The sequence below is a fragment of the Vibrio sp. C8 genome (genome assembly GCF_054051265.1).
Genome location: NZ_JBPAOE010000022.1, coordinates 529,086 through 553,320 on the forward strand (window position 1 = coordinate 529,086; position 24,235 = coordinate 553,320).

Here is a 24,235-nt window from a genome sequence, read left to right on the forward strand (position 1 = left end):
TTATATTCAATGGGTTAGGTGAGTGGTTGGGGCGGTTTGTCTGCCACAATGTCTGAAAGCAGACAAACCTTCCCAGCGGTTGTCTGCTCTCCTCGTTAAATTTGCTTCATTTCAATGTTCATAATCTGAATGCGATAGGCGATTTGACGCGGAGTCATATTCAGCAGCCTTGCAGCCTTAGCTTTTACCCATCCTGAGCGTTCAAGTGCATCAATCACCATGTCTCTTTCATCTCCTGTTGGCATCTCTTGGGATGAATGAGGATAGTCAGGCATTGATGCTCCATTCATCGGTGAGGCATGTGCAGTCGAATGATGAGCGGATGGACTATGGTTATGAACGGGATGGTGAAGCGTTGGCTGAACTGGTGCTTGGAAAACTGGCTGAGACTTATTGAGAGAAATTAATTCTGGGCCAATCACGCCGGATTCACACAGTACCGACGCTCGCTCTAATGTATTTTCCAGCTCACGCACGTTACCCGGCCAATGATGAGACATCATCAGACGAATCGCTTCATCGCTCAGTGTCAGCTTACGTTGCTGAGCTTTACTCAGGTTTTGCATCATGTGCTCTGCCAATTCTGGGATGTCTTGCAAACGCTCTCGTAGTGGTGGCAAATACATAGGCATAACGTTGAGGCGATAATAGAGATCCTCGCGAAAGTTGCCTTGCGCCACCTCCTGTTCAAGGTAGCGGTTGGTTGCCGCTATGATTCGAACGTTAACCGAAATGGTCGAGGTTCCACCCACGCGTTCAAACTCTTTCTCCTGCAACACCCGTAACAATTTCGCTTGAAAAGCCGGACTGGTTTCACCGATTTCGTCGAGGAATATAGTGCCGCTGTCCGCCATTTCAAAGCGCCCTTTGCGCTGTTTCACCGCGCCAGTAAATGCGCCTTTTTCGTGTCCAAACAGCTCAGATTCAAGCAAGTTATCTGGCAAAGCTGCACAGTTCAGTTTTACAAAGGGCAAGTTGGCTCTTGGCGAGTTGTAGTGAATAGCGTTGGCAACTAGCTCTTTACCTGTGCCAGATTCACCACGAATAAGTACGGTAGAATCCCAACGCGAGACCAGTCGGATCTGCTCGAAGATCTGGCGCATGGATTTGGTATGTCCAACCAGATTACGAAAGCTGTAGTTATTGCGAACTTTGCGTCGTAAGTTGTCGCGCTCATCCACTAACTGTTGTTGGTGAGTTTCTACCTTGTATGCCAGTTGAACGTTCTTGGCGATCAAGTTGGCAATCATGTTCAGGAAGTTGGTTTGTAAGGTAATCACGCCTTCAATAAACTTTAGCGGCTGGGCTGATAGTGCACCGATTACTTTGCCATTTGCGTCTTTCAGGGGAACGCAGATAAACGGTTTTTCGTAGTCATACAGTGCCAGCTTGTCTGCAAAGCGTTGGTCGCTGCCAAGATTATGCAGCACGATGGAGCTGCCTTGGCGTAGAACTTCACCCACCAATCCTTCGCCGATTTTGTAAGACACCTGCTTGTGCTGCGCTGCCGAATTCGGTTGTGGAGAGTGAACCGATTTAATCAGCAGTATGTCTCGTGTACTGTCGAGAATGGTCAGCATACCGCACTGCAAAGCGCACTCATCGTGTAGCACTTGCAGGATTTTATCGGACGATTCCACATAGTTGAGGCTGGTATTCAGCACACTGGAAATCTTGTACATGGCCGCCAACAACTGACGTTCCAAGTTCAATAAAGTCATTTCGTCTGTCATAGTTGATCACCATTGGCTGATGGGAAAAGTAAGACAGATGTGTGCGCCACGTAAGCGCTCACTATTGCTGACATTAATGGTGGCTGAGTGTTCATTGAGAACCTGCTGCACAATCGAAAGTCCGATACCTCGGCAGCCTGTCTGGTGTTTAGGTTTGGTGCTGAAGAACGGTTGGAAAATTTTGAGTCTTTGCGATTCTTCTATACCAATGCCGCTGTCTTCAACGATCACCTTAATTTCTCCATCACTTTCGTAAGAGCAGATGATGATGGTTCGGTCGCTAGTTTTCGCCGCTTGAATAGCATCAATCGCATTATCAATCAATTGTTTCAGTGCCAGAATCAGTCGGTGTGACATGCCGTTAATGGTTGAAAGACGAGGCGCTAATATCAGCTCCAAGTTAGACGATGACTTGAGCAGTTCATCGGTGCTGATATCACTGACATCACGAATTACCTGATTGAGATTAACCGGCTGAAACGCTTCGCTGGTTCGTTCAGGAATCGCAAGCTTGATGTCTTGCATCGCATCTAATGCGGTATCCATCGCCTCATCCATCGCCACTAAGCCTGGGCAGGCGGGATTAGTTCGTTTAAGAATACGTACCGCAGATTCAATCATATTGAATGGACCTTGCAATTGATGCAGCGTACCCATCAGAGCTTCTTGCATGGCATGCACGTATTTGTTATCGCGCGCCATCAGTTTCATGGCGTTAATGCGGCGCTCTTCCACCAGTTGTTTTTCACGGGTTCTTTCTGAAATTGCGATAACGGTATAGTCGTCATCTTCAGGTAGGAAGTAGGAATCCACACTGCTGGCTGCTACTGGTGTTTTCACCAAAGCGTACTCAAACCAACGTTCACGAACGGGTTCACTGGATTCGATATAAACCCCTTTATAGCGGTTGTCTTTTTTACCAAGGAAATCTGCGACTGAGTCATGCCCGTAATCGTTGAGCAAACTGTTGAGCAGTGCATCAATCGGAGATTGCCCAATGCTTTTTTCGATGTTACTGAACTTCTGATTACTAAACAGAACACTGTGTGAGCTATCAACAAGTGCGATGGCGATAGGCGCAGCGTTGAGTACCGACTGAAACATCGCAAACTGGTTTTTTTGCTCGGTAATGAGTTGGTGACGCTCGGTAATGTCTTTATGAATCGCGTAGTAACAGACTTCGCCATGAGGGTGTGATAGTCGAGAGATAGATATTTCAGCAATATAAGCTTCGCCCCATTTTTTGCGGTTAACTAATTGTCCTTGCCAGTGTTTCCCCTCAGATATGGTTTTCCATAAGCTCTCATACACGCTCCTCGGTGTGGCTTTGTAAGAGAGAAGCGATGAATTCTTACCAATTAACTCATTAAAACTGTAGCCAGTGATGTCAGAGAATGTTTGGTTCACAAATAGGATCGTGCCTTTATGGTCAGTGATGCTAATTGCCACAGGCGCATGCGAAACAATCTGTTCAAATGCTTGGTAATCAAAAATCGGCGGAGTCGCGCCTTCTAAAAGTGTGTCTACTTGTCCCATAAGTGCCATCCTTTGCTCTGTTTGGTCCTTCGTCACACTCCCTGCTGCATTTATTATTCCATATATAAACTAAGGGAATTATTAGCTATCGCTAACACCTCCTTGTTTGATTTAAGACAAACGAAAGAGAAATTTTGAACTTTGTCACCTTTCTGACAAAGCAAAAATAGGCTTAAAAAGAACGCTTAATCGCGCGTTAACATCTGTATTTTCAGGGCTGTACGAGTCAATTTAGTGCAAAAAAGACGTCTGGCATAACGTATGCACCAAGCTAGGGAAAGGTCAATTGACCCTAGTAGAAAAGGAATGAAGTTATGTCTGAAGGATTGATTATTTTGCTCAGTGCTGCGTTCGTCAACAACGTGGTATTGGCTAAGTTTCTCGGTCTGTGTCCGTTCATGGGTGTATCGAGCAAGATCAGTAGTGCTGTGGGAATGGGGGTGGCGACCACATTCGTACTCACTATCGCAACTGTCTCAACTTGGCTGCTGGAGTTCTATGTTTTGCGCCCTTTGGGGCTCGAATTCATGCGTATTATCGCGTTCATTCTTGTCATCGCCGCTGTGGTTCAGTTTACCGAGTTGTATGTAAAGAAAAGCTTCCCCGCGCTGTATCAGGCTTTGGGTGTTTATCTTCCGCTGATCACCACTAACTGCGCTGTATTCGGTGTTGCGCTGCTCGCTGTTCAGGATGATCTCTCTTTTATCGATACCTTGATGTTCAGTGTCGGTTCAGCAGCGGGTTTCTTAATCGTGATTACGTTGTTCGCAGGGTTACGTAACCAACTGGTGCTCAGCCGTGTTCCCGCTGCATTCAAAGGTACACCCATCGCATTTATTACCGCAGGGTTTCTATCCATGGCTTTTATGGGCTTTTCAGGAATGGCTTAGGTCTGACCCAAGCTTAAGTAGCTGTTGAGCGAGGTAAAGGTCAAAGAAGGTAGCGGTCAAGGAGGACTGTCGATGTTAATCATAGCTTTAGTGTTTTTTGTCTGTCTGGGGGCTTTACTGGGTATCGCACTCGGTTATGCCGCCATTTTGTTTCACGTAGAGAGCAATCCACTGGTTGACCAAATTGAAGCCGTTTTGCCCGGAGGTCAATGCGGGCAATGTGGTGAAGCTGGTTGTCGACAAGCGGCTGAAAAAATGGTGGCAGGTGAACTCAATCCAAATGCTTGTCCTCCGGGTGGATCGAATTTGGCAGTGTCAGTTGCTGAGATGCTGGGTGTATCTATTGATGTCGCTGATCAAGACAAGCCGTTAGTGGCATACATCGCAGAAAGTCAGTGCACGGGGTGTAACCGCTGCTATAAAGCGTGCCCATTTGATGCGATTGTCGGCGCGCCTAAACAACTGCATACGGTCATTAAGGATGTGTGTACTGGATGTCAGTTATGTCAAAAAGCCTGTTCTCAAGGCTGCCTATCTATGGTTGAGGTTCAACCAGATGCAGCGAGTTGGTACTGGCCAAAACCAACATTACCGGTTGCGGTGTAGGAGTAAATCATGTTGAGTTTAAGCGGCCATCCGTTTCGTGGTGGGATCCATCCCAAAGCATACAAAGAGCTAACCAGTGAGAAGAAAATTGATACTGGCTTCTGGCCTCGTAATGTCTTCTTGCCTTTGCAATTACGTAATGGCGCACGTTTAAAATCGCTGGTGGCTGTGGGTGAACACGTCTATCGCGGTCAAAAAATTGCAGTCGGGCATACCGATATGGTGGCTCCGGTTCATTCGCCAGTAAATGGCATTGTTACCGCAATCACTGAGCATTTGACTACCCATCCTGCCAAGGTGAAGTGCGATACCATCATCATTCGTGCAAACGAAGATCGCCAATGGGGAAAACCAGCGTTCAGTGGCAGTATCACTAACCTCGACCCTGAAACAATTATCGAGCGAGTAAAAGAAGCGGGGATTGTTGGTTTGGGTGGTGCTGGTTTCCCAACCGCCGCCAAATTGATGTTTGCACGTAAAGCGAATGTGGAGACGCTCATTATTAACGGCGGTGAGTGCGAGCCCTATCTCACCTGTGATGATCTCACTATGCAGTCGTATCCGGCTGAAATCATTGCCGGAATAAAACTGATGATGACGGCCAGTGGTGCGAAAAAAGCGATTGTCGGAATTGAAGATAATAAACGCGAAGCCTTTGATGAAATGTTTCATGCCGCGAATGCGGAGCCGGATGTAGAAATACGTCTGGTGCCAAGCGTGTATCCTATGGGTTCAGAAAAACACATGATCAAAACCCTCACTGGGCATGAAGTTCCGGCTGGAGGTCTATCCACGCAAATTGGCATTCTGGTGAACAACATTGCGACGGCTCGCGCTGTTTATCACGCGGTGCGTTTTGAACGACCTTTGGTTTCGCGCATTGTGACGGTTTCGGGCAAAGGTATTGATCAGCCATGCAACATAGATATACCCATCGGCACACCCGTCAATGATGTGATCAACTATTGCGGCGGATTAAGTGATAGCACAGAACGCCTTATTTTTGGTGGACCAATGATGGGGCAAGTGATCCCGTCACTTCAGGCCGCGATAGATAAAACGGTCGGCGGCATTCTAGCTCTCACAGAAGATGAAGTGATCGATGAATACAAACATCAGGAGTGTATTCGTTGCGGTCAATGTGTGCGAGCATGTCCGATGAATCTTATGCCGTTTCAGATGGCCGCGTACACACGAGTTTCTGATTTCAAACGCACTCAAGAACTTGGTGTACAAAACTGTTTGTCTTGTGGCGCGTGCAGCTACGTCTGCCCATCTTCGATTCCTTTGGTGCAGTATTTTATGCATGCCAAAGGGGTGATTAACTCTAACGCACAACAAGAGCGAAAATCAGCTCAAGTAAAAGCGTTGAATGAAGCTCGTAAACAACGCTTGCAAGAAGAGGCGCTCGCTGTTGCCGCTGCGAAATCGGCACCACGTCCGTCACGCCCATCTCGCAAGGTTGCGCCTCGTGAAAGCTCAAACACAGCAAAAGCTGATAACCCCTCAAGACCAGCGAGACCAAGCAGAGTGGCTCGTAATCAAGTGGCTGACACAATAGAAGCTAGTGTACAGACAACTTCTGAGAAGCCCATTCGCCCAGCGCGACCACCCAGACCTCAACGCAAAGCCACGGAGGATCAAGCATGATTAAGTATGACGCTGCGATAGGGCCATTTGCCCACAATGCGAATTCCAGCACTCGCATCATGTACACCGTGATTTTGACCTTGCTGCCAGCCTGCCTGTTTGGCTTCTTTCAGTTTGGTTTAAACAGCGCGGTGCTAATGCTGGCAACTTGTGTAGCTGCTGTGGTTGCTGAGTGGCTATGCTTGATGGCGATGAAAAAGAACCCAATTGCCTGTATGGACGGGTCGGCGTTACTTACAGGCATGTTACTGACGATGAGTTTGCCACCCACTTTTCCGGTCATGCTTGGTGTATTTGGCGCTGTTTTTGCTATCGCTTTGGGTAAACATATCTATGGTGGGTTAGGGCAAAACCTTTTCAATCCAGCGATGTTAGCGCGTGTGATGTTGTTGGTCTGTTTCCCTGTGGAAATGACGCTTTGGGCAGACCCAACTCCCATTGATTTAAGCCATAACTTGGTTTCAGTACCTGATGCTTGGTTTCATTTTGATGGTGTCACTTCCGCGACCGCTCTGAGCACCGAGCGGACCGAACCTATCGTATTTATTGACCTATTGCTGGGTAAGCAATCAGGCAGTTTCGGTGAAACTAACGCACTGTTTATATTGCTTGGCGGTTTGTATCTGCTCTATCGCCGCATTATTCATTGGGCAATTCCAACCAGTTTTATGCTAGGGCTGGGCGCACCTGCATTGGTGGCGAATTTTATCTCTCCAGAGAGCTACCTTCCGTTTTGGATTCAATGGACCAGTGGTGGCGCTATGCTTGGTGCGTTTTATATCGCAACCGATCTTGTGACATCACCAACCAGTGTTCGAGGTCAGATGCTGTACGGCTTGGGTTGCGGATTCTTAGTCTGGTTAATTCGAACATTTGGTAGCTATCCCGAGGGGGTGGCGTTTGCCGTATTGATGATGAATGCTGCCAGTCCGCTCATTGATTACTACATGCGTCCTAATGTGTTTGGCCGTCGTCCTGCGGTGGAGAAATCGTCATGATGGAGCAGATTGAAAAATGGAAAGAACAGGTTGGCTACCAAGCAGGTTTGCTTGCTGTGACATGCGGTCTGGCTGCCATATTTTTGGTGCTGACGCAGTGGATTACCCAGCCTTTGATTGAACAGCGTATCGCAGAAGACCAGAATGCGCTTCTGAGCGAAGTACTGGCGGGGCAGGAGTACAGCAACGATGTGTTTGCCAGCGGAAAAGTCATTGAGTATCAAGGTTCACAGTTTGATTTATTTGCGGTTGAGAACAGCCAACACGAAGTGATCAGTTGGGTTATTCGTGGCGTACAAGATGGTTATAGCGGCCCTATCAGCTATTTGGTAGGGACTACACCACAAGGCCAAATTCTCGGAGTTCGGATCATCAGCCACAGTGAAACTCCGGGGCTGGGTGACAAAATCGAATTAGCGAAAAGCTCATGGATTTTGAGTTTTGCCAAACGTTCACTAGAAAGCACTCCACTTTGGGCGGTGAAAAAAGATGGCGGTGACTTTGATCAGTTCAGTGGCGCGACTATCACGCCACGCAGTGTGGTGAAGGGTGTCCATAAAGCGCTACACGCATTAGCACAAGAGCAGGAGGCAAACCATGAGTGATTGTTCTTCAAGCAATAAGTCAAATGGTGAGTACAAAAATATCATTAAGCAAGGTCTGTGGAGCAACAACATTATTCTCAGTCAGTCGTTAGCGTTATGTCCACTGCTGGCGGTTACCAGCAGTGCCACCAACGGTTTAGGTTTGGGACTGGCGACAATGGTGGTGATGGTGCTCTCGAATGCTCTCAATTCCCTAGCAAAAGGCGTGATCAGTAAAGCGGTTCGGATCCCCGTGAACGTTATCATCATCGCGACTCTTGTGACTGTTATCGATGCTTTACTCAACGCCTATCTGCATCCACTGCATAAAGTGCTGGGGCTTTTTATTCCGCTCATCGTAACCAACTGCGCAATTTTAGGAAGGGTTGAGTCCTATGCCAGTCGTTCTCCCTTAGTGCCTTCCATTATTGACGGTGTGTTCATGGGCTTAGGTTTTACTTGGGTACTGACCGTACTTGGCGGTATTCGGGAAGTGGTTGGTAGCGGCACTTTGTTTAGTAATGCGAGCTTGTTACTCGGCAAGAGTTTTTCGTTTTTGGAAACCACGGTGATTGCTGATTATCACGGCCTGTTGTTGGTGATTCTTCCACCCGGCGGTTTCCTCGCACTGGGCTTGGTTCTGGCTTTGAAGCAGAAACTGCTTGCGGTTATAGAGAGCAGTCGCCTTGAGAAATTGGATATGCAAGGAGATCAGGAATGAAAGTAAGCGTTGTCTATGCTTTGCCAACCGAGCAAGTGTGGCTTCCCGTGACAGTGGATGAACAGGCGACCGTTTTAAGTGCCATTCATGGTTCGAAGATTTTAGAAATGTATCCGACCATCGAACTCGACAGCCAGAAGGTTGGCATATTCGGCAAGATAACTACCCTCGATGCACCGTTGAAAAACGGAGAACGAGTGGAAATTTATCGACCTCTGATATGGAAGCCAGAGGACGACGACGATGATTGATGTCGTGTTTGTGACAATTTGTCGTTTGTAGGTTTTAGGGAGTTTATAACCTATTGAATTTAATAGACCCAACTCAGGAACGGCGATTGCATTACAGATAAAGGTCAATCGATGTCACTGAAACGATTTAGGAATGGTCAGGACATATTTTTCAAAGGAGTGATGTATGGCTAAAGTAGGCATTTTTTTTGGTACCGATACAGGTAGCACTCGCAAGATGGCGAAGCTGATTCAAAAGCAACTGGGTGATGTAATTGCGGATAAACCAAAGAACATCAACCGAGTCGATGTGGAAGAGTTCACCAGCTACGAATTTTTGATTCTCGGTACGCCGACATTAGGACAAGGGCAGCTTCCGGGCTTGTCAGTGGATTGCCAAGAGGAGAGCTGGGAAGAGTTTCTTCCTAACTTTTCCGATATGGATCTGACAGGCAAGAAAGTTGCGTTATATGGCTTAGGTGATCAAGTGAGTTACAGCAATGAGTTCGTCGATGCTCTTGGTGAGCTCTATGACTACGTGGCGAACTGCGGCGCTGAGATGGTTGGCTTTTGGCCAACAGAGGGTTATGAATTTAACTCATCCAATGCGGTCGATGGTGACGACTTCGTCGGCTTAGTTCTCGACAAAGATAATCAAGCAAGTCTTACCGAGCAGCGTATTGCTGGTTGGATTGAGCAGTTAACTTCTGAAATGGGTCTTTAACTCATTATCGGTGACAGAGTGATTGGGCAGTGATAAGCAAACCTTGCGTGCCAAGGATGGTACGCTAGAGCCCCATGGAAGGGTTTATGCGTGTTTGTGTTCACTGCCTAATCACTTAGCCAAATTAAAGTATTTGAATACCAGTTTCTTAACGGTGGCTGGTGCGTTCCCACATTACGCAGACTTACAGGCAGTCAGGATGTTTAGCTCTTAGTCTTTGATTGAGCATTTAAACAAGAAAGCAGCCACCGTTAAGTTTTTTTATTGTCTCTTCGTGTTAGAATCCGCGGTTCAATTTAGAGTGGCATAGAGCAGAGGTTCAAAAGCTGTTCTATCTTTTTCGTAAATTAATCTTTTCAGAGTCGATTCATGTCATTTGCAAAACTAGGATTGAGTGAAGCACTGTCAAAAGCAGTGGCGGATCTTGGTTATCAGAAACCTACATCTATTCAAACCAAAGCCATTCCAGTGATTTTGCAAGGGCAGGATTTGATCGCCGCTGCACAAACAGGTACGGGTAAAACCGCCAGTTTTGTGCTGCCAATATTGGAAAAGTTACAACGCGGAAAAACACAGAAGAAAAAACGTGTTCGTGCGCTGATTCTGGTACCGACTCGTGAGTTGGCAATTCAAGTTGCAGACAAGGTAAAAGAATACGGTCAGTTTACTGAGCTCACTTCGCTTGCGATGTACGGCGGCGTAGACGAAAAGGCGCAAAAGCAGGCGTTGATTGATGGCGTAGATGTGCTGGTGGCGACACCGGGACGTTTACTTGATATGTATGGTCAGCGCGCAGTGTATTTCGAAGAGATCGAAATGCTGGTGCTGGATGAAGCTGACCGCATGTTAGACATGGGCTTTATCGAATCTATCAACAAGATCATTGACCGTGTGCCAAGAGATGCGCAAAGTTTACTCTTTTCGGCCACGCTGTCTCATAAGGTTCGTGATTTAGCGAAAACGGCAGTGAACGATCCGTATGAAATTTCAATTGCGGCGAATCAGGCTTCGAAGTCCAACATTGAGCAGTGGCTTATCACCGTCGACAAAGACATGAAATCAGCGCTGCTTAGTCATCTGATCAAAGAAAATCAGTGGGATCAGGCTTTAATTTTCATTGAGACTAAACACGGTGCGGCTAAGTTGGTATCACAGCTAGAAAAGCGTGAAATCGCCGCTGAAGCATTCCACAGTGGTCGCAGTCAAGAAGTGCGTACGCGCTTACTGGAAGATTTCAAAAACGGCAAAATTAAGTACCTAGTGGCGACAGGTGTGGCCGCGCGCGGTATCGACATTGAAGAACTTTCGCGAGTGGTTAATTATGATTTGCCATTCCCAGCGGATGAATACGTTCACCGTATTGGTCGTACTGGTCGTGCAAATGCTCGTGGTGAAGCGATTTCGTTTGTATCGAAAGACAACTTCAAGAACCTTTGCATGATTGAGAGCCGTTTAGGCCACTTGATTGAACGCCGCGAAGTTGAAGGTTTTGAGCCTCGTAAACCCGTGCCAATTTCAATTCTGAACTATGTACCTAAGCATAAGCGTCCTAAAGAGTAATTGTAATAGACGCTTAAGTTATGTTGAACGTCATCCCAGATAATATCTAATGTTGCTCTGGGATGATTTGAAAGTAGATAATATACCAGACTAAATTAATTTCAGCTTTAGATCCCAGCCATTTTCGGTGACCACTTTTATCAACTCTCTGTGTAATTCCGCGTTACTAAATTGAACCAAGTTTCCTGTTGAGTCCATGAGATAAGTTGCCGTTGATACATAACCAGATTGAGAACTCACAGAAAATGAAAAGTTGTTACACCCTATCAGCGAAGAGCTTGAAACTAGATGGTCTTTGAATCTAACTAAATGCTTACTATCATCGAACCATAGTTTCATATAGTACGTTTGTTGTATGTTTTGGCTCTGAGTTAGTGAGATAAAATCAGCATTCATATAGGGGGATGTTAACACTAAGAAATCATCATGGTGTTCAGCAGTTAACTTACAGTTTTTTAGATTCAGTTGCTTAATCTTTTCTACTAATTTGTCTTCGCTGAGAGGATTTTGGTGTAGAGCTTTAAACATGAATAGTTTGTTAGAAAGAAAAAACATCAGAGGGAAAAAGCCAATAACAAAAGCCAGTACCATCCCTACTAAATACTCTGTTGTCAGTGAGTCTTCGAATACGTTAGTAACTAAAAATGGTAACGAAAAATAACCAAGAATAATGACAAAACCGAGGAAAAATTTTTTTATCATTGATAAGCCTTTAAAGTGAGTTTATGGTTGGTAAAGGTTACGTCGGACGTACCTTAATTTATGGTTAGAATTATGTTTGTTTTTCAGGTGATGTTGTCAGAATAAAGTATGGTTTTAGTGTTAATTATAGTTTTTTTAGATATAAAAGCGAGCTTATTAGCTCGTTTGTGTATGTGTTAGGTTTTGTCCATTGTCATCATCAGGTGCTATATGAAGGATCGTAAAGATCTAAAATCCAAATAGGCTAACTGAGTAAGTTCGATTATCGTTTGTCTGCTTCGTTTATTTAGATGTGCTCTGTAGCGGTCGGCGGCAGTTTTGATTTGAACTTTATAACTTTCGACCATTTGATTGGCATCATAGGCACGACAATCAACAAAATACCCAGCGCGGTTAGTAAGTCTGGAATTTCATCAAACCACATAATACCGAACCAAGTGACAAACACTAAGCCGGAGTATTCCGCTAATGCAATTCTGTTGGCTTCTACTTTCTTATAAGCAATAACAACCAGTGCGTGATAAGCCAGAACCAATAGGTTAATGATCACTATCCAGCCTAAGTGGGTCCAAGAAATGGCCGACCAACCCGGAATCGCAAGTATTAATGCTAGTGGCAGCGTCATAACGTTTGTCCAGAACAAAGTGCTGACCAAAGGTTGATCCGCTGGCAGACGACGAATCAGGATGTTGCCTAATCCCATCGATAACGCACAGCCCAAACCCGCAATACCTGCCCAGTGAAACTGCTCAGGACGCAGCACAACTAACACGCCGATAAATCCAATGATGGTCGCGATGATCTGCTTTAGTGCGGGTTGTTCACCCAACAAAAACACAGACAGCGGCAACATCAGTATTGGGCCGACATAGAAAATCGCATTGGCAGTCGCAAGTGGAATGTAGGTAATGGTGATCATGGCACAAGCACTGCCAAGCAGAATGAGCTGTGCGCGAGTAAAGGCAACTTTGCAGCGACCTTGCTGGCGTTGTTCTTTGGGCAGCTTCCACCATAAAGGCAACAGAATAATCGTACCAATGAACTGGCGAATAAATACGTATTGGAAAGTAGGCACTTCGCCGTTAAGTATTTTTAGTGATACATCGGAAAACGATGCCACCAAGTTTGCGAGAACCAACAATATGATGGATCTCGTAATGGTATTCGACATGAAAGAGTTGCCTGCTTATTTAAGATCACTAGACCTTGGTTTGGAATGCGCTCGGAAGTGTCGCTATTGTAGAGCAATTTTGATAATTGAAAAGCTGTTTTAGAACGAGAAGGATAGAGAACTTCATCGTGCTGATTCGAACCATCCAACACGATGAAAATAGGCTTATTGAAACTACTCAAATTAGAAGCTGTGGCTAAATTGCATCGCAAACAACAGCGCATCAGAACGCGTGGTTGCTTCAATGCGGGGAACAGCAACGTGTTCTTCCAAATATTCAGTGATTGCTACATCTTCACCAATCAGATAAGTCATACCGAAATCAATGCTGGTATTGGCTGACCAGTGATAAGTGGCACCTGCGGATAGCCATTGACGGTTTGAATCGGGAATTGAAATCGATGCCAGTTGGTCGACCGGTGTTTTGTCGAACATATATCCGGTGCGTAGTGCCCAGTTGTCGGTAGCATACCAAGTTGCACCCAGAGAGTAGTGGTAAGAGTCCTGCCATTGGAACTCTTTCAGTGCCACATCATCTGCTTTGAGCGAATCAAATTTAGACCAGTTGATCCATTGTACCGAGTAGTGCAGGGCAACTTCTGGTAGTACACGGTGATAGCCAGAAAATTCAGCAATATCAGGCAGCGCTAAATAGAGGGTATCGAATGTCTGGCCGACGTAATGGATGTCACCTTGCGCTTGGATTTCAGGGCTGTATTTGTAGCTCAGACCAAAGCGGTTGTTGTCATTCACTTCATACATCATGCCGATGTTTGCGCCTACGCCTACTCCAGACGCTTCAACACTTAACGCGTTGCCTTGCACGCCACTGCATCGTTCAGAAGTACCTGAGCCGGGTACGGTTGCGCTTAAACACAACTCTAACCCCATATCTCTATACAGTGTACCGATACCGTAAATCACATCGATACCACCACCAAAACTCAGGTGGTCATTCATTTTATACGCCAAGCTGATACCCGCATTCATGCTGGTGACCTTAGTTGTGCCACCAAACACAGCCGCAGCGTAATCCGGTTCAAATTCGATATCAGTACCGAAGTTCGAATAAGCCGAAAGACCGATATACCAGTCGTCGCTCAGCCGATGAATGTAATAAATATTAGGTACCACAGCTTGCTTACCGATACCTTCAACATCATCGACATTGGTGACGGTTGAGGTCGCGTAAGGTGTGACCTCAAGAGATAGACTTGGATTGAAGAAAGTACCGTTATTAACGGCATGTATATTTCCACCAACTTGCGCTGAATGATATTGCGCATCTTTGATGGTTGAATCTGGACGAACATAAGTCAAACCCATAGACATAGCGTCGCGTTTAAACAGCGTCATTGCTGCTGCGTTACGACTGAGCACCGAAGCGTTATCACCAATAACGGCATCACCAGCAAAAGCACGACCAAGACCTGTCGCTGAATGTTCATTGATCTGGAATCCAGCCGCGCCAGCGCCAGCGGAGATCAAACTTGCAGATGCAAGAGCAGATAGCGATGTTATCAGTGGTGTTTTTTTCATTGGTGTAATGCCTCGAACAATTGGATGCCGGATTTAAGCCAATGAAAGTACAGAAACACATCAGTCCAGTGGATATTTGACATCTTTCTGACGGGAACTTACTTGTTATTCACATAACAGTAGATTTTGCGTAGGAATGGACTGACTTATGTTCGCCCGTTTTTGTTTATTAATGAAATCAAAGAGTGACTCTACAAATTTGATGGTTTGTGTAAGAATGCAGCCATCGATAGGATCGTTCGATCTTGGCAAACTTTCTCACAATTAGGGTCTTTTAAGGCAGCATGATGGAATATTTAAGCAGTACCACTCTTATTGCTATGTTTTTGATATTTGTTGGTTCATATGTTCAAACAGCAATAGGATTTGGTTTGGCTATTGTTGCAGCGCCACTTTTATTCTCGGTCTCTCCTGATTATGTACCTGCACCCATCGTTATTTGTGCGCTGTTTATCTCATTGCTGAATGCGATTAAGTTACGTTCAGACATTTCTATTGGTGGATTGAAAATGGCACTGATTGGTCGAGTGCCTGGTTCAATTGCTGGTGGCTTTTTACTGGTAATGGTATCAAGCGATGTTTTGGCTCTGTGGCTTGGCATGCTGGTTTGGTTTGCCGTTATCGTGAGTTTGCTGCCTTACCGTATTGAACCAACTCCGGGGCGAATGGTTGTTGCTGGTTTCTTCTCTGGCTTCTTTGGTACCAGTAGTTCTATTGGTGGACCACCAATGGCATTACTGCTACAACACCAAGAAGCGAACCAGTTACGTGGTAACCTATCTGCTTTCTTTCTATTTAGTTCCATAATTTCGTTAGTTATTCAAGTTCCAGCGGGATACCTCAACATGCATCATGTAATGTTGAGCATTCCTTTGTTACCTGCCGCTTGGTTAGGTTATGCGCTGGCTCGGAAAACAACACATGCGTTGCCTAAAGAGAAAATTCGTCTCGGTGCATTAGTGCTTTGTTTGATCAGCGGTACCACTGCAATTTGGCGTAGCTTTATGTGATATACCGTTGTAGTTCTCGATCTTTCAGGGGAATTCATCTCCTGTTAAGAAAGGTTCGACAATACTCTTTTCAGTAAACCTTATGGGAAAACGCTGATTTATGCGCCAACCGCAAGTCTTTTCTTGCTGGCTCTAGTAGCATTAGTGGATTCAGCCTTTAAGGTCTGGGGTTTCTTTTTTATATGGGGCGCTTACTAATGCGTTGCTTCTTTAAGCTGAAGGGTGAAGTCGCCCTCAGTCATTATTGGACACAGAAGCTTAACTAACAGCGTCTCAAGTCAGAGGTTTTAATGAGAACGATCGGTAATATTATTTGGTTTTTATGTGGCGGTGTCGTGATGGGACTGGCATGGTGGCTGGTTGGCCTACTTGCGTTTGTTAGTCTTATTGGTATTCCATGGGGGCGCGCATGCTTCGTTATCGGCACTTTCTCGTTTTTCCCGTTTGGTAAAGAAGCGGTTTATCGCAACGAACTGACGTTCCGTAAAGATGTTGGTACTGGCATCTTAGGCAAGATAGGTAATGTTATTTGGTTCTTTCTTGCAGGTATCTGGTTGGCTATCGGTCACGTGCTGTCAGCGGTGGCGTGTTTTGTTACCATCATTGGGATTCCGTTCGCGTTGCAACATCTGAAACTGGCTGTAATTTCACTGGCTCCTATTGGTCAAACGATTGTGCCAAAAGAAGTGGCTTACGGTGCAAGATACGGCCGCCGCCGTTAGTCAGTTCTAGTTTGTTATAGTCGGTTTGGTATCCGGCCAGTTAATACGCTTTGATACCAAACTGGCGCAATTTCTCAGGCAACACATCATCCAACTGATGGACTTCATCTCCTGAAATCTCAATTAAATTGAATTCATGTGCAGCGTAAAGCTGACGTGTTTTTTCCTGCTGTTGCAGAGATATCTCTCCGCTATCACTTCCCCAGTATTGTATGTAGACCTTACCTAAGGGCAGGTAAAAGTCGCTCATTACAGGCTCTTCAATAGGTAGAGGGCGTTGATATGCGTGCATCACTCCTGCCAGATAAAGCCAGTTATCGATAAGCAGTTCGCCGGCAGAACGTACGTAATGACCGTCCAATGTTCGGTGTTTAGCTTCGAATTTTTGGCGGAAACTGGAGTAGGATTTATCCGTTGCGTGCGTTTGTGCATCTTGCCCTAAAAACTCGACCACGGACTGACGCAGGTGAGGGTTGTGACGGATAGAGTCATGCCACACCACAAATTTTTGCTGAGATGATTTATCTTCACGTTGTTTCGCACCAACTCGAATGCCTGATGGGGTGGCGATCCATCCATTCTCTTCTTTATTAATCCAACCGAGTTCGCTAAAAAGCTGATTGATCTTCTTAGGATTGAGTTTGAAATACTCACCCACTTGGGTTGCCGTTAAGGTGCTGCCACCCGTGGCCATTAGGTCGATAAGCAAGTTTTCCGGCCAAACGACAAATTTACCGAATTTAGGATGTTCAACATATTCTCCACCAAATTTTGCGCCGAGATCAGTAAGCAGCCATTGACCTTCATGGCGACTGAGATAGCCTGCCTTGGATAGATCAGAAAATAGCTGTTTCGCATCGACATTACGCAGTTTAGCTAACGCAGAAGTGGAGAGTTTGTCGGACATAGCAATTCCTTTCAGTGATTTATGCCCATTCAATCAGCTTCAAAGCAAATGCTCAACACCGTTATTCGCTGCTGGCTTGAAACTGTGATTTACAATGTAAATGAGAACGTTAGCAAGGACACTCACGGGGCTGCTAAGGTTAGCGACGCTGACATGAAGTGCAGCCACGGCATGCGGAGCGAGTATGTGGATCTAACCTTCCTCGTTGAACTTTACAGTAAGCGTTCTTTAAAGCGCGTCTTGCTGCAAACCAGTCTTCGGGTTTTTGCATGATCAAATAGCCGTTAAATATCTTCGTTACCTGTAAGCGGTACTCATCAATAAAACGACTGTCAAATTCAATCTCAAAATGGTCGAGAGCCTGCTCGATAGAGGTAAAACTCGCGATGGTTTTAAGGATGTCTGGCTGGCTCATAGGTATAGTCGAGAGGTGGATGTTGAGTCATGGTAAAAGAGTTTGCGTGAACATGCTTTGATATAAGCTAAAACGAATGGCATCAAACTTTTATCTTCCGTATGTTGTTAATCATTCATTTAATCGCTACATAATCATCAAAATATTCTAAGTTAAGATGAAGAAGTCAGTTCAGCTTTAAGGGTTAAAAATGTCTAAACAAGTAGTAATTCTGCTCCATGGGGTAGGAAGTAATGGTGAAGATTTAAGTACATTAGGGGATTTTTGGCATCCATTGTTGCCCGAGACTCTGTTTCTATCACCTAACGCGCCATTCGCTTTTGATCAAGCCAATGTGGGTTATCAATGGTTCAGTCTGATTGGTGTGACCGCTGAAAATCGTCCGCAGCGTATTGTTGAGGCGAGAAGAGCATTTGATAAGACGATTAAAGGGCTGCTTGCTGAAAACAACGTAGATTTCGCCACAGACAAAGTGGTGCTTGTTGGCTTTTCACAAGGCTCAATTATGTCGTTAGATGCGCTAGTGAGTGCGCGATACCCGCTAGCCGGAGTGGTGGCTTTTTCAGGTCGGCTGTCTTCGCCACAACCTTATGCAAAGAATTCGGACACTCCTGTGTTATTGATTCACGGTCAGAGTGACCCTGTCATTCCTTGGACTGAAAGTCAGAACGCGGCAAAGCTTCTTACCAAGTCAAACTTCAATGTTGAAGAGAGTTATGAGCCAGAGACAGAGCATACGATCTCTTCTGAAGGTGCGATACTCGCAGCTCAGTTCATTCAAAGGTGTTTTGCTTAGTCACTTTGTTTGTGCCAATTAAGCGAGTCAGTAAAAACAAATGAACCTCATTGGGGGTGATGTCTATCACAAAAGCTGCTACTATTGCGCCAGTTTGAAAAGTTGGCTAATTGCCAACTTTTTTCTTGTTTACTACTTAGGAATTTTACGTGCTAACAACTGCAAACATCACCATGCAATTTGGCGATAAGCCATTATTTGAAAATATCTCGATCAAATTCGGTAATGGCAACCGTTACGGCCTTATTGGGGCGAATGGTTGTGGTAAATCCACTTTCATGAAGATCTTAGGTGGTGAGCTTGAAGCATCTTCAGGCAACGTTTCTGTCGATCCTAACGAGCGTATGGCGAAACTGGGGCAGGATCAGTTCGCGTTCGAAAAATACACCGTTGTTGATACCGTTATCATGGGTCACAAAGAGCTTTGGGCAGTGAAAGAAGAGCGTGACCGCATTTACGCACTTCCAGAAATGTCTGATGAAGACGGTATGCGTGTAGGCGACCTAGAAACTGAATTTGCTGAGATGGACGGTTACTCTGCAGAAGCCCGCGCAGGTGAGTTATTGCTGGGTCTTGGTATTCCTGAAGATCAACACTTTGGTCTAATGAGTGAAATTGCACCGGGCTTAAAACTTCGTGTGTTATTGGCTCAGGTTCTATTTGCTGAACCAGAAATTATGCTACTAGACGAACCAACCAACAACTTGGACATGCACACTATCGCGTGGTTGGAACAGGTTTTGTTATCACGTAACTGCACAATGATCATCATTTCGCACGACCGTCACTTCTTGAACACTGTGTGTACTCACATGGCAGACTTAGATTACGGTGAACTGCGCCTATTCCACGGTAACTACGACGAATACATGATCGCCGCTGAACAAGCTCGTGATCGTCTACATGCCGATAACGCGAAGAAGAAAGCTCAAATGGCTGAACTTCAAACCTTCGTAAGCCGCTTCTCTGCAAACGCATCGAAAGCAAAACAAGCGACTTCTCGTCAGAAGCAGTTAGACAAGATCCAACTTGAAGATGTGAAACCTTCAAGTCGTCAAAACCCGTTTATCCGTTTTGAACAGGAGAAAGAGCTGTTCCGTAACGCGTTAGAAGTGACTGGCCTAAAACAAGGCTATGGCGAAAACATCTTGTTCAACGGCGTTAACCTGATGGTTGAAGTGGGTGAGCGCATTGCGATCATCGGTGAGAACGGTATCGGTAAGTCGACACTGCTTAACACGCTAGCGGGCGCTATGGCTCCGATGGATGGTGTGATTAAATGGTCTGAAAACAACAACATCGGTTTCTATGCTCAGGATCATGCGCACGATTTCGAACAGGATATGAGCCTGCTTGACTGGATGGGTCAATGGAAAAAAGATGGTGACGATGAGCAAACTGTTCGCGGCATCCTAGGTCGTATGCTGTTCTCTCAAAATGACATCAAGAAATCGGTAAAAGTGATTTCCGGTGGTGAGCAAGGTCGTATGTTGTTTGGTAAGTTGATCATGCAAAAACCAAACATCATGCTAATGGACGAACCGACCAACCACATGGATATGGAATCGATCGAGTCTTTGAACTTGGCGTTAGAGAACTACAAAGGTACGCTACTGTTCGTTTCTCATGACCGTCAATTCGTATCGTCTATTGCTACGCGTATCATCGAAATTACTAAAGATGGCGTGAATGACTTCCACGGCACTTACGATGAGTACTTGGCGAAGCAAGGCTTAACTGGCTAATTCCTCAAGGATTAGACAGAAACATGCATTATTGAAAGGGGACAGTGATTTATCTGTCCCCTTTTTTGTCTCTTTTCTTCGTAGAGGCTGTTTTTACCTCGTCGTTTGCGGTAGCATCTCCGGCCTTTTTCAAGTTGGAGGCTTAAGATGTATATCGGTTTTGACTACGGTACCGCGAACTGCTCTGTGGCAAGTATGGATGGCAACGACCCGAAGTTGCACCTATTAGAGAAAGACAGTTTCTACATCCCTTCAACATTAGCCGCTCCTACGCGTGATTCGGTTGCAGAACATCTGTTTCGTCATCGTGATCTTACGCCTTTAGATGCAGCAGGGGAGCAACGTCTTCGTCGTGCCATTGCGGCAAACCGCGAAGAAGATATTGATCTTCAGTTTGATGATGTGATGTTTGGTCAGGCCGCGCTTGATCTATATCTGTCTGATCCACACGAAGTCTATTATGTAAAATCACCAAAATCTTTCCTTGGCGCGATGGGGCTGCGTGAAGCTCAATTGGGTTTCTTTGAAGACTTAGTCTGCGCCATGATGGCGAACATCAAATCACAAGCAGAAAACAGTGCACAGAAAGTGATTACCGATGCGGTAATTGGTCGCCCTGTAAACTTCCAAGGTAGAGGCGGCGAGGCTTCTAACTTACAAGCTGAAACTATTTTGCGTCGCGCTGCTACCCGAGCAGGGTTCCGCAATATTGAATTTCAGTTTGAACCTGTTGCTGCCGGCTTAGAATATGAAGCGTCACTCACCGAAGACAAAACCGTGTTAGTGGTAGATATCGGTGGTGGTACTACCGACTGTTCGCTGATTAAAATGGGGCCATCTTGGGCTGGCAAAGCTGACCGTACTGATAGCCTGATTGCGCATACTGGCCAGCGTATCGGTGGTAACGATCTTGATATTCATATGACGTTTAAGCAGTTGATGTATCCTTTCGGTTTTGGTAGCAGAACGCTTTCAGGGCTCGAAATGCCATTGACCCAATTCTGGAATCCGATTGCGATTAACGATGTTAGCGCTCAAGCCAAGTTCTTTGCCAAAGAGAATCTAAAAGATCTCAAGCATCTGCACAAAGAAGCGGCCGAACCTGAAAAGCTGGCGCGGTTACTGTCGGTCTACCATGATACTTTGGGTTACAGTCTCGTGAAGAAAGCAGAAGAAGCGAAAATCGCGCTTTCCGATTCTCAAGTATTCACGGCGCAGCTCAAGGTCTTGTCAGAACTGATTGATGTAGATATTCGCTTAGAAGAAATGATTGAAGCGATTGAAGTGCCAAAAAGCAAAATGGTGGAACTGGTGTCTGAAGCGGTAACACTTGGCGGGACTAAGCCGGATGTGATCTTCATGACTGGTGGTTCAGCACGTTCTCCGATTTTGCGTAGCGCAGTAGAGCAAGTGCTGCCAAATATACCTGTTGTCAGCGGTAACTACTTTGGTTCGGTAACGGCGGGTCTCGCTCGTTGGGCGAAGGTCTGTTTCGAGTAACAAGTTACTTGGTTTTCTGAGAATATTGTCATGTTTAACAGCCTCTACTAGAGGCTGTTTTGTTATTTAATCTTCATGATTGTAAAGAGTTACCAATCAGAGCAATCGAAATTATCTGCTCGTGTTTATGCTATCTGGTTAGTATCATAGCGAAGTCTTATCCCCTAGAAGGAACAGAACTTGATGAGCAAAACCCGCATTCTAATCTCAGACTCCACTAACCCTTGGTTTAATTTAGCCGTCGAAGATACCATTTTTCGATCTATGCCTTCTGACCAAAGAGTACTGTTCCTATGGCGCAATGCCGATACTGTGGTCATTGGTCGCGCACAAAACCCGTGGAGGGAGTGTAAGACAGACAGAATGGAGCAAGACGGTGTTAAGCTCGCTCGTCGCCAGACTGGGGGAGGTGCGGTATTTCATGACTTAGGTAATAGCAATTTTACTTTTATGGCTGCAAAGCCTGAGTATGATAAAGAAATCTCAACCAATATTGTGCTGGCTGCTTTGGCGAAGTTGGGCATTAACGGTGTGGCAAATGGTCGTAACGATTTAGTGATAGAAGACGAAGCTGGAATTAAGAAGTTCTCGGGGTCGGCTTACCGTGAAACCTTAGACAGAGGTTTCCATCACGGCACTTTATTGCTCAGTGCAGACTTGAACCGCCTTGCTGATTACCTCAATCCTGATGAGAAAAAGCTGCAAGCAAAGGGCATCACTTCAGTAAAATCTCGTGTGATTAACCTGAATACGGTTAAGCCAGATATCAATCACGAGCAAGTGTGTGAAGCAATTATCGAAGCGTATTTAGAACATTATGACGAGTCAGTCACCGCTGAATGGATCACGCCAGAAAACTTCCACGATTTACCAACATTCAGTGATAAGTTCGCTGTACAACAAAGCTGGGATTGGAACTTCGGGCAAACGCCACCGTTTACTCATCGTATGGATGAACGTTTTACATGGGGTGGGGTAGATGTGTATCTGGATGTAGAGAAGGGTACCATTCTCGAAGCGAAGATCTTCAGCGATATGCTAGACCCACTGCCGATGGAGCTATTAGCGCAGAAACTGGCGAATTTGAGTTATAACAGAGCAAGCATTGAGCCGTGTATTACCACACTGGCTTTGCAAATGCCTCAATACTCAGAAGTGCTGAATGAGTTTAAACCGTGGTTTATCAATCAAATTGATTAGCATCTAGATTTTAACTTCAAGGATAAAAGATGAAAACCGAGCCTAGCAGCTCGGTTTATCGTTATTCCTCAGGATAATCTCGGCGTTGGTTGTGCTTATCTTGCTGAACCTGCCAATGTTCGTTTGGGTCATAGGCTTCATCACACAAGTCGATGGTGAATCCCATATCCTGAACTTCTTTTAAAGTGAGGTTATCTGCCAGTTGAGTGACCTGCCCAGTTTTATTTCTTAATTCCATATACCCTCCCATAGTGCATTCTAGGAATAGAGTTGCAACGAGTTAAGTATAGGCGATACAGATCCTTTTAGAGCGAACTGCGTATTTTATTACATAGAGCTTCTGCTAACTGATGGCTGGCGAGATTGCGTTCGATGATGGACGTGGCAAGAGTGCCTTTCTCCACAACGCTTATCCAGTCTTTAATCATGTGTGCAAAGCCTTTGCTTTCTAACATGGGTGTCCAATCTTTGAGTGACAGTGACGTTTGTTGGTTGTTCGCCCAGCGAGTACCTGAAACGAAGGAGTCGAACTCATACGCTTCATTAACCAAATGAGCCTGTATACGTTCGCCTGTGATGCCATATTGACGATTCATTGAAGAATGCAATAGTGTTTCGCCATGCTGCCATTGCACATCAATACGCGCCAGTTCATTGCCAGACATTTGGTGCGTGACATACACATCTTGCAGGTCGGCTTTTGCGAACAGGTTTACGCTGTCTAATGGGTGAATAAAGTCATCGAAAATAAAGGTGCGAATATCGCCCGTTAAGTTATAGCGATGTTTTTCCCAACGAAGGGCGCGCAAGTTGTCGAGAGTGCCCTGATGTAAGCCAGACAGATGTTGATTAAACAGCGGAATATGGCGGCGGTTAAAGCCAACATACAGCGGCTGATTGTGCTTCTGTGCTAATTGGTAAAGTGTTTCGCATGCTTGAGCACTGTCAGCCAATGGTTTATCTACAAATGTTGGGATCCCGTGGCTGAGAAAGAAGCTGGCGACTTTCGGATGAATGGCTGTCGCAGCATGGATCATTACTGCATCAACATTGAAGCTAAGTAGCTCTTTGTAATCACTACAGTAAGACGGAACTCGGTATTGATTGGCGAGTGTCTTAAGCGCGTGTTCGTTACGAGTACAAAATACGAGTTCGATGTCAGGAATGGATGTGATTACAGGGAGATAGGCCTTTTGCGCGATATCACCTAGGCCAATAATACCGATTTTCATTGCACGCTCTCATTTAACGAATAATGGTCAGAAGGCTAACATGCTGATGAAAAAACGGTAGTGT

Annotated in this window: 24 protein-coding genes; 15 read left to right on the forward strand and 9 right to left on the reverse strand. The window is 45.4% G+C overall.

Annotation, left to right across the window (positions count from 1 at the left end; genetic code table 11):
• Positions 1-95 precede the first annotated feature (95 nt).
• Positions 96-1,733: a nif-specific transcriptional activator NifA gene (gene nifA / locus ACRQQK_RS13675; protein WP_457512258.1), complete on the reverse strand. Its 1,638-nt coding sequence runs from the start codon at positions 1,731-1,733 to the stop codon at positions 96-98.
• A gap of 6 nt (positions 1,734-1,739) precedes the next feature.
• A complete protein-coding gene (gene nifL / locus ACRQQK_RS13680; protein ID WP_457512260.1) occupies positions 1,740-3,269 on the reverse strand; it encodes a nitrogen fixation negative regulator NifL in 1,530 nt (509 codons plus the stop codon).
• Positions 3,270-3,583: 314 nt separating this feature from the next.
• On the opposite strand from nifL, the gene rsxA reads away from it, so the two are divergent.
• From rsxA to ACRQQK_RS13725, 9 genes are all read left to right on the forward strand, one after another.
• Positions 3,584-4,159: an electron transport complex subunit RsxA gene (gene rsxA, locus ACRQQK_RS13685; protein WP_457512262.1), complete on the forward strand. Its 576-nt coding sequence runs from the start codon at positions 3,584-3,586 to the stop codon at positions 4,157-4,159.
• Between the two features lie 72 nt (positions 4,160-4,231).
• A complete protein-coding gene (locus ACRQQK_RS13690) occupies positions 4,232-4,765 on the forward strand; it encodes an RnfABCDGE type electron transport complex subunit B (protein WP_457512264.1) in 534 nt (177 codons plus the stop codon).
• A 9-nt stretch (positions 4,766-4,774) separates the two neighbouring features.
• Complete coding sequence (gene rsxC, locus ACRQQK_RS13695) at positions 4,775-6,415, forward strand: electron transport complex subunit RsxC (RefSeq protein WP_457512266.1); 1,641 nt, start codon at positions 4,775-4,777, stop codon at positions 6,413-6,415.
• The gene (locus ACRQQK_RS13700) at positions 6,412-7,413 is read left to right on the forward strand and encodes an RnfABCDGE type electron transport complex subunit D (RefSeq protein WP_457512268.1); all 1,002 of its coding nucleotides are present in this window, start codon (positions 6,412-6,414) and stop codon (positions 7,411-7,413) included. Before rsxC ends, ACRQQK_RS13700 begins: the two co-directional genes overlap by 4 nt.
• Positions 7,410-8,018 carry an RnfABCDGE type electron transport complex subunit G gene (locus ACRQQK_RS13705; protein WP_457512270.1) on the forward strand — a complete coding sequence of 203 codons (609 nt, stop codon included), beginning with the start codon at positions 7,410-7,412 and terminating at the stop codon, positions 8,016-8,018. Before ACRQQK_RS13700 ends, ACRQQK_RS13705 begins: the two co-directional genes overlap by 4 nt.
• On the forward strand, positions 8,011-8,718 hold the full coding sequence (locus tag ACRQQK_RS13710) for an electron transport complex subunit E (protein ID WP_457512272.1): 708 nt from the start codon (positions 8,011-8,013) through the stop codon (positions 8,716-8,718). The genes ACRQQK_RS13705 and ACRQQK_RS13710 overlap by 8 nt, the downstream gene beginning before the upstream one ends.
• On the forward strand, positions 8,715-8,969 hold the full coding sequence (locus tag ACRQQK_RS13715; RefSeq protein ID WP_457512274.1) for an RnfH family protein: 255 nt from the start codon (positions 8,715-8,717) through the stop codon (positions 8,967-8,969). The genes ACRQQK_RS13710 and ACRQQK_RS13715 overlap by 4 nt, the downstream gene beginning before the upstream one ends.
• Before the next feature lie 166 nt (positions 8,970-9,135).
• Positions 9,136-9,672: a flavodoxin gene (locus ACRQQK_RS13720; protein ID WP_457512276.1), complete on the forward strand. Its 537-nt coding sequence runs from the start codon at positions 9,136-9,138 to the stop codon at positions 9,670-9,672.
• 369 nt (positions 9,673-10,041) lie between these two features.
• Positions 10,042-11,232, forward strand: coding sequence for a DEAD/DEAH box helicase (locus ACRQQK_RS13725; protein ID WP_457512278.1), 1,191 nt, complete (start codon positions 10,042-10,044; stop codon positions 11,230-11,232).
• A 90-nt stretch (positions 11,233-11,322) separates the two neighbouring features.
• Here the strand turns inward: ACRQQK_RS13725 and ACRQQK_RS13730 are convergent, their stop codons facing one another.
• The 3 genes from ACRQQK_RS13730 to ACRQQK_RS13740 all read right to left on the reverse strand — a co-directional run bounded on the left by ACRQQK_RS13730 (position 11,323) and on the right by ACRQQK_RS13740 (position 14,644).
• Positions 11,323-11,934, reverse strand: coding sequence for a hypothetical protein (locus ACRQQK_RS13730; protein ID WP_457512280.1), 612 nt, complete (start codon positions 11,932-11,934; stop codon positions 11,323-11,325).
• Between the two features lie 286 nt (positions 11,935-12,220).
• Entirely contained in the window at positions 12,221-13,105 is an 885-nt protein-coding gene (locus tag ACRQQK_RS13735) for a DMT family transporter (protein WP_457512282.1), read from the reverse strand.
• A gap of 183 nt (positions 13,106-13,288) precedes the next feature.
• Positions 13,289-14,644: an outer membrane protein transport protein gene (locus tag ACRQQK_RS13740; RefSeq protein WP_457512284.1), complete on the reverse strand. Its 1,356-nt coding sequence runs from the start codon at positions 14,642-14,644 to the stop codon at positions 13,289-13,291.
• A 287-nt stretch (positions 14,645-14,931) separates the two neighbouring features.
• Between ACRQQK_RS13740 and ACRQQK_RS13745 the strand changes: the two genes are divergently transcribed.
• Positions 14,932-15,654 carry a sulfite exporter TauE/SafE family protein gene (locus tag ACRQQK_RS13745; RefSeq protein ID WP_457512286.1) on the forward strand — a complete coding sequence of 241 codons (723 nt, stop codon included), beginning with the start codon at positions 14,932-14,934 and terminating at the stop codon, positions 15,652-15,654.
• 290 nt (positions 15,655-15,944) lie between these two features.
• Positions 15,945-16,376 carry a YccF domain-containing protein gene (locus ACRQQK_RS13750; protein WP_457512288.1) on the forward strand — a complete coding sequence of 144 codons (432 nt, stop codon included), beginning with the start codon at positions 15,945-15,947 and terminating at the stop codon, positions 16,374-16,376.
• A 40-nt stretch (positions 16,377-16,416) separates the two neighbouring features.
• Here ACRQQK_RS13750 and ACRQQK_RS13755 read toward each other — a convergent pair whose 3' ends face one another.
• Together ACRQQK_RS13755 and ACRQQK_RS13760 are read right to left on the reverse strand one after the other, a co-directional pair.
• Positions 16,417-17,283 carry a glycerol kinase gene (locus ACRQQK_RS13755; RefSeq protein WP_457512290.1) on the reverse strand — a complete coding sequence of 289 codons (867 nt, stop codon included), beginning with the start codon at positions 17,281-17,283 and terminating at the stop codon, positions 16,417-16,419.
• A gap of 139 nt (positions 17,284-17,422) precedes the next feature.
• On the reverse strand, positions 17,423-17,698 hold the full coding sequence (locus tag ACRQQK_RS13760; RefSeq protein WP_081878616.1) for a nitrogenase-stabilizing/protective protein NifW: 276 nt from the start codon (positions 17,696-17,698) through the stop codon (positions 17,423-17,425).
• Positions 17,699-17,888: 190 nt separating this feature from the next.
• On the opposite strand from ACRQQK_RS13760, the gene ACRQQK_RS13765 reads away from it, so the two are divergent.
• The 4 genes from ACRQQK_RS13765 (at position 17,889) to ACRQQK_RS13780 (ending at position 22,939) form a co-directional block, all read left to right on the forward strand.
• Positions 17,889-18,494 carry an alpha/beta hydrolase gene (locus tag ACRQQK_RS13765; protein ID WP_457512292.1) on the forward strand — a complete coding sequence of 202 codons (606 nt, stop codon included), beginning with the start codon at positions 17,889-17,891 and terminating at the stop codon, positions 18,492-18,494.
• Between the two features lie 149 nt (positions 18,495-18,643).
• Complete coding sequence (locus ACRQQK_RS13770) at positions 18,644-20,239, forward strand: ABC-F family ATPase (protein ID WP_457512294.1); 1,596 nt, start codon at positions 18,644-18,646, stop codon at positions 20,237-20,239.
• A gap of 147 nt (positions 20,240-20,386) precedes the next feature.
• Entirely contained in the window at positions 20,387-21,739 is a 1,353-nt protein-coding gene (gene yegD / locus ACRQQK_RS13775) for a molecular chaperone (RefSeq protein ID WP_457512296.1), read from the forward strand.
• A 183-nt stretch (positions 21,740-21,922) separates the two neighbouring features.
• On the forward strand, positions 21,923-22,939 hold the full coding sequence (locus ACRQQK_RS13780) for a lipoate--protein ligase (protein WP_457512298.1): 1,017 nt from the start codon (positions 21,923-21,925) through the stop codon (positions 22,937-22,939).
• Between the two features lie 61 nt (positions 22,940-23,000).
• On the opposite strand, the gene ACRQQK_RS13785 is transcribed toward ACRQQK_RS13780, so the two are convergent.
• Together ACRQQK_RS13785 and ACRQQK_RS13790 are read right to left on the reverse strand one after the other, a co-directional pair.
• Positions 23,001-23,177, reverse strand: coding sequence for a hypothetical protein (locus tag ACRQQK_RS13785; protein WP_167410244.1), 177 nt, complete (start codon positions 23,175-23,177; stop codon positions 23,001-23,003).
• A gap of 67 nt (positions 23,178-23,244) precedes the next feature.
• Entirely contained in the window at positions 23,245-24,171 is a 927-nt protein-coding gene (locus ACRQQK_RS13790; RefSeq protein WP_457512301.1) for a Gfo/Idh/MocA family protein, read from the reverse strand.
• Between the last annotated feature and the right edge of the window lie 64 nt (positions 24,172-24,235).

What these genes read in the sequence shown, in the direction of transcription:
- ACRQQK_RS13760 (WP_081878616.1), bottom strand. Translation starts at nt 17,698, where the DNA reads ATGAGCCAGCCAGACATCCTTAAAACCATCGCGAGTTTTACCTCTATC.
- ACRQQK_RS13740 (WP_457512284.1), bottom strand. Translation starts at nt 14,644, where the DNA reads ATGAAAAAAACACCACTGATAACATCGCTATCTGCTCTTGCATCTGCA.
- ACRQQK_RS13710 (WP_457512272.1), top strand. Translation starts at nt 8,011, where the DNA reads ATGAGTGATTGTTCTTCAAGCAATAAGTCAAATGGTGAGTACAAAAAT.
- ACRQQK_RS13745 (WP_457512286.1), top strand. Translation starts at nt 14,932, where the DNA reads ATGGAATATTTAAGCAGTACCACTCTTATTGCTATGTTTTTGATATTT.
- ACRQQK_RS13780 (WP_457512298.1), top strand. Translation starts at nt 21,923, where the DNA reads ATGAGCAAAACCCGCATTCTAATCTCAGACTCCACTAACCCTTGGTTT.
- ACRQQK_RS13705 (WP_457512270.1), top strand. Translation starts at nt 7,410, where the DNA reads ATGATGGAGCAGATTGAAAAATGGAAAGAACAGGTTGGCTACCAAGCA.
- ACRQQK_RS13750 (WP_457512288.1), top strand. Translation starts at nt 15,945, where the DNA reads ATGAGAACGATCGGTAATATTATTTGGTTTTTATGTGGCGGTGTCGTG.
- ACRQQK_RS13790 (WP_457512301.1), bottom strand. Translation starts at nt 24,171, where the DNA reads ATGAAAATCGGTATTATTGGCCTAGGTGATATCGCGCAAAAGGCCTAT.
- ACRQQK_RS13735 (WP_457512282.1), bottom strand. Translation starts at nt 13,105, where the DNA reads ATGTCGAATACCATTACGAGATCCATCATATTGTTGGTTCTCGCAAAC.
- ACRQQK_RS13720 (WP_457512276.1), top strand. Translation starts at nt 9,136, where the DNA reads ATGGCTAAAGTAGGCATTTTTTTTGGTACCGATACAGGTAGCACTCGC.
- ACRQQK_RS13755 (WP_457512290.1), bottom strand. Translation starts at nt 17,283, where the DNA reads ATGTCCGACAAACTCTCCACTTCTGCGTTAGCTAAACTGCGTAATGTC.
- ACRQQK_RS13730 (WP_457512280.1), bottom strand. Translation starts at nt 11,934, where the DNA reads ATGATAAAAAAATTTTTCCTCGGTTTTGTCATTATTCTTGGTTATTTT.
- ACRQQK_RS13785 (WP_167410244.1), bottom strand. Translation starts at nt 23,177, where the DNA reads ATGGAATTAAGAAATAAAACTGGGCAGGTCACTCAACTGGCAGATAAC.
- nifL (WP_457512260.1), bottom strand. Translation starts at nt 3,269, where the DNA reads ATGGGACAAGTAGACACACTTTTAGAAGGCGCGACTCCGCCGATTTTT.
- nifA (WP_457512258.1), bottom strand. Translation starts at nt 1,733, where the DNA reads ATGACAGACGAAATGACTTTATTGAACTTGGAACGTCAGTTGTTGGCG.
- yegD (WP_457512296.1), top strand. Translation starts at nt 20,387, where the DNA reads ATGTATATCGGTTTTGACTACGGTACCGCGAACTGCTCTGTGGCAAGT.
- ACRQQK_RS13690 (WP_457512264.1), top strand. Translation starts at nt 4,232, where the DNA reads ATGTTAATCATAGCTTTAGTGTTTTTTGTCTGTCTGGGGGCTTTACTG.
- ACRQQK_RS13725 (WP_457512278.1), top strand. Translation starts at nt 10,042, where the DNA reads ATGTCATTTGCAAAACTAGGATTGAGTGAAGCACTGTCAAAAGCAGTG.
- ACRQQK_RS13765 (WP_457512292.1), top strand. Translation starts at nt 17,889, where the DNA reads ATGTCTAAACAAGTAGTAATTCTGCTCCATGGGGTAGGAAGTAATGGT.
- ACRQQK_RS13715 (WP_457512274.1), top strand. Translation starts at nt 8,715, where the DNA reads ATGAAAGTAAGCGTTGTCTATGCTTTGCCAACCGAGCAAGTGTGGCTT.
- ACRQQK_RS13700 (WP_457512268.1), top strand. Translation starts at nt 6,412, where the DNA reads ATGATTAAGTATGACGCTGCGATAGGGCCATTTGCCCACAATGCGAAT.
- rsxA (WP_457512262.1), top strand. Translation starts at nt 3,584, where the DNA reads ATGTCTGAAGGATTGATTATTTTGCTCAGTGCTGCGTTCGTCAACAAC.
- rsxC (WP_457512266.1), top strand. Translation starts at nt 4,775, where the DNA reads ATGTTGAGTTTAAGCGGCCATCCGTTTCGTGGTGGGATCCATCCCAAA.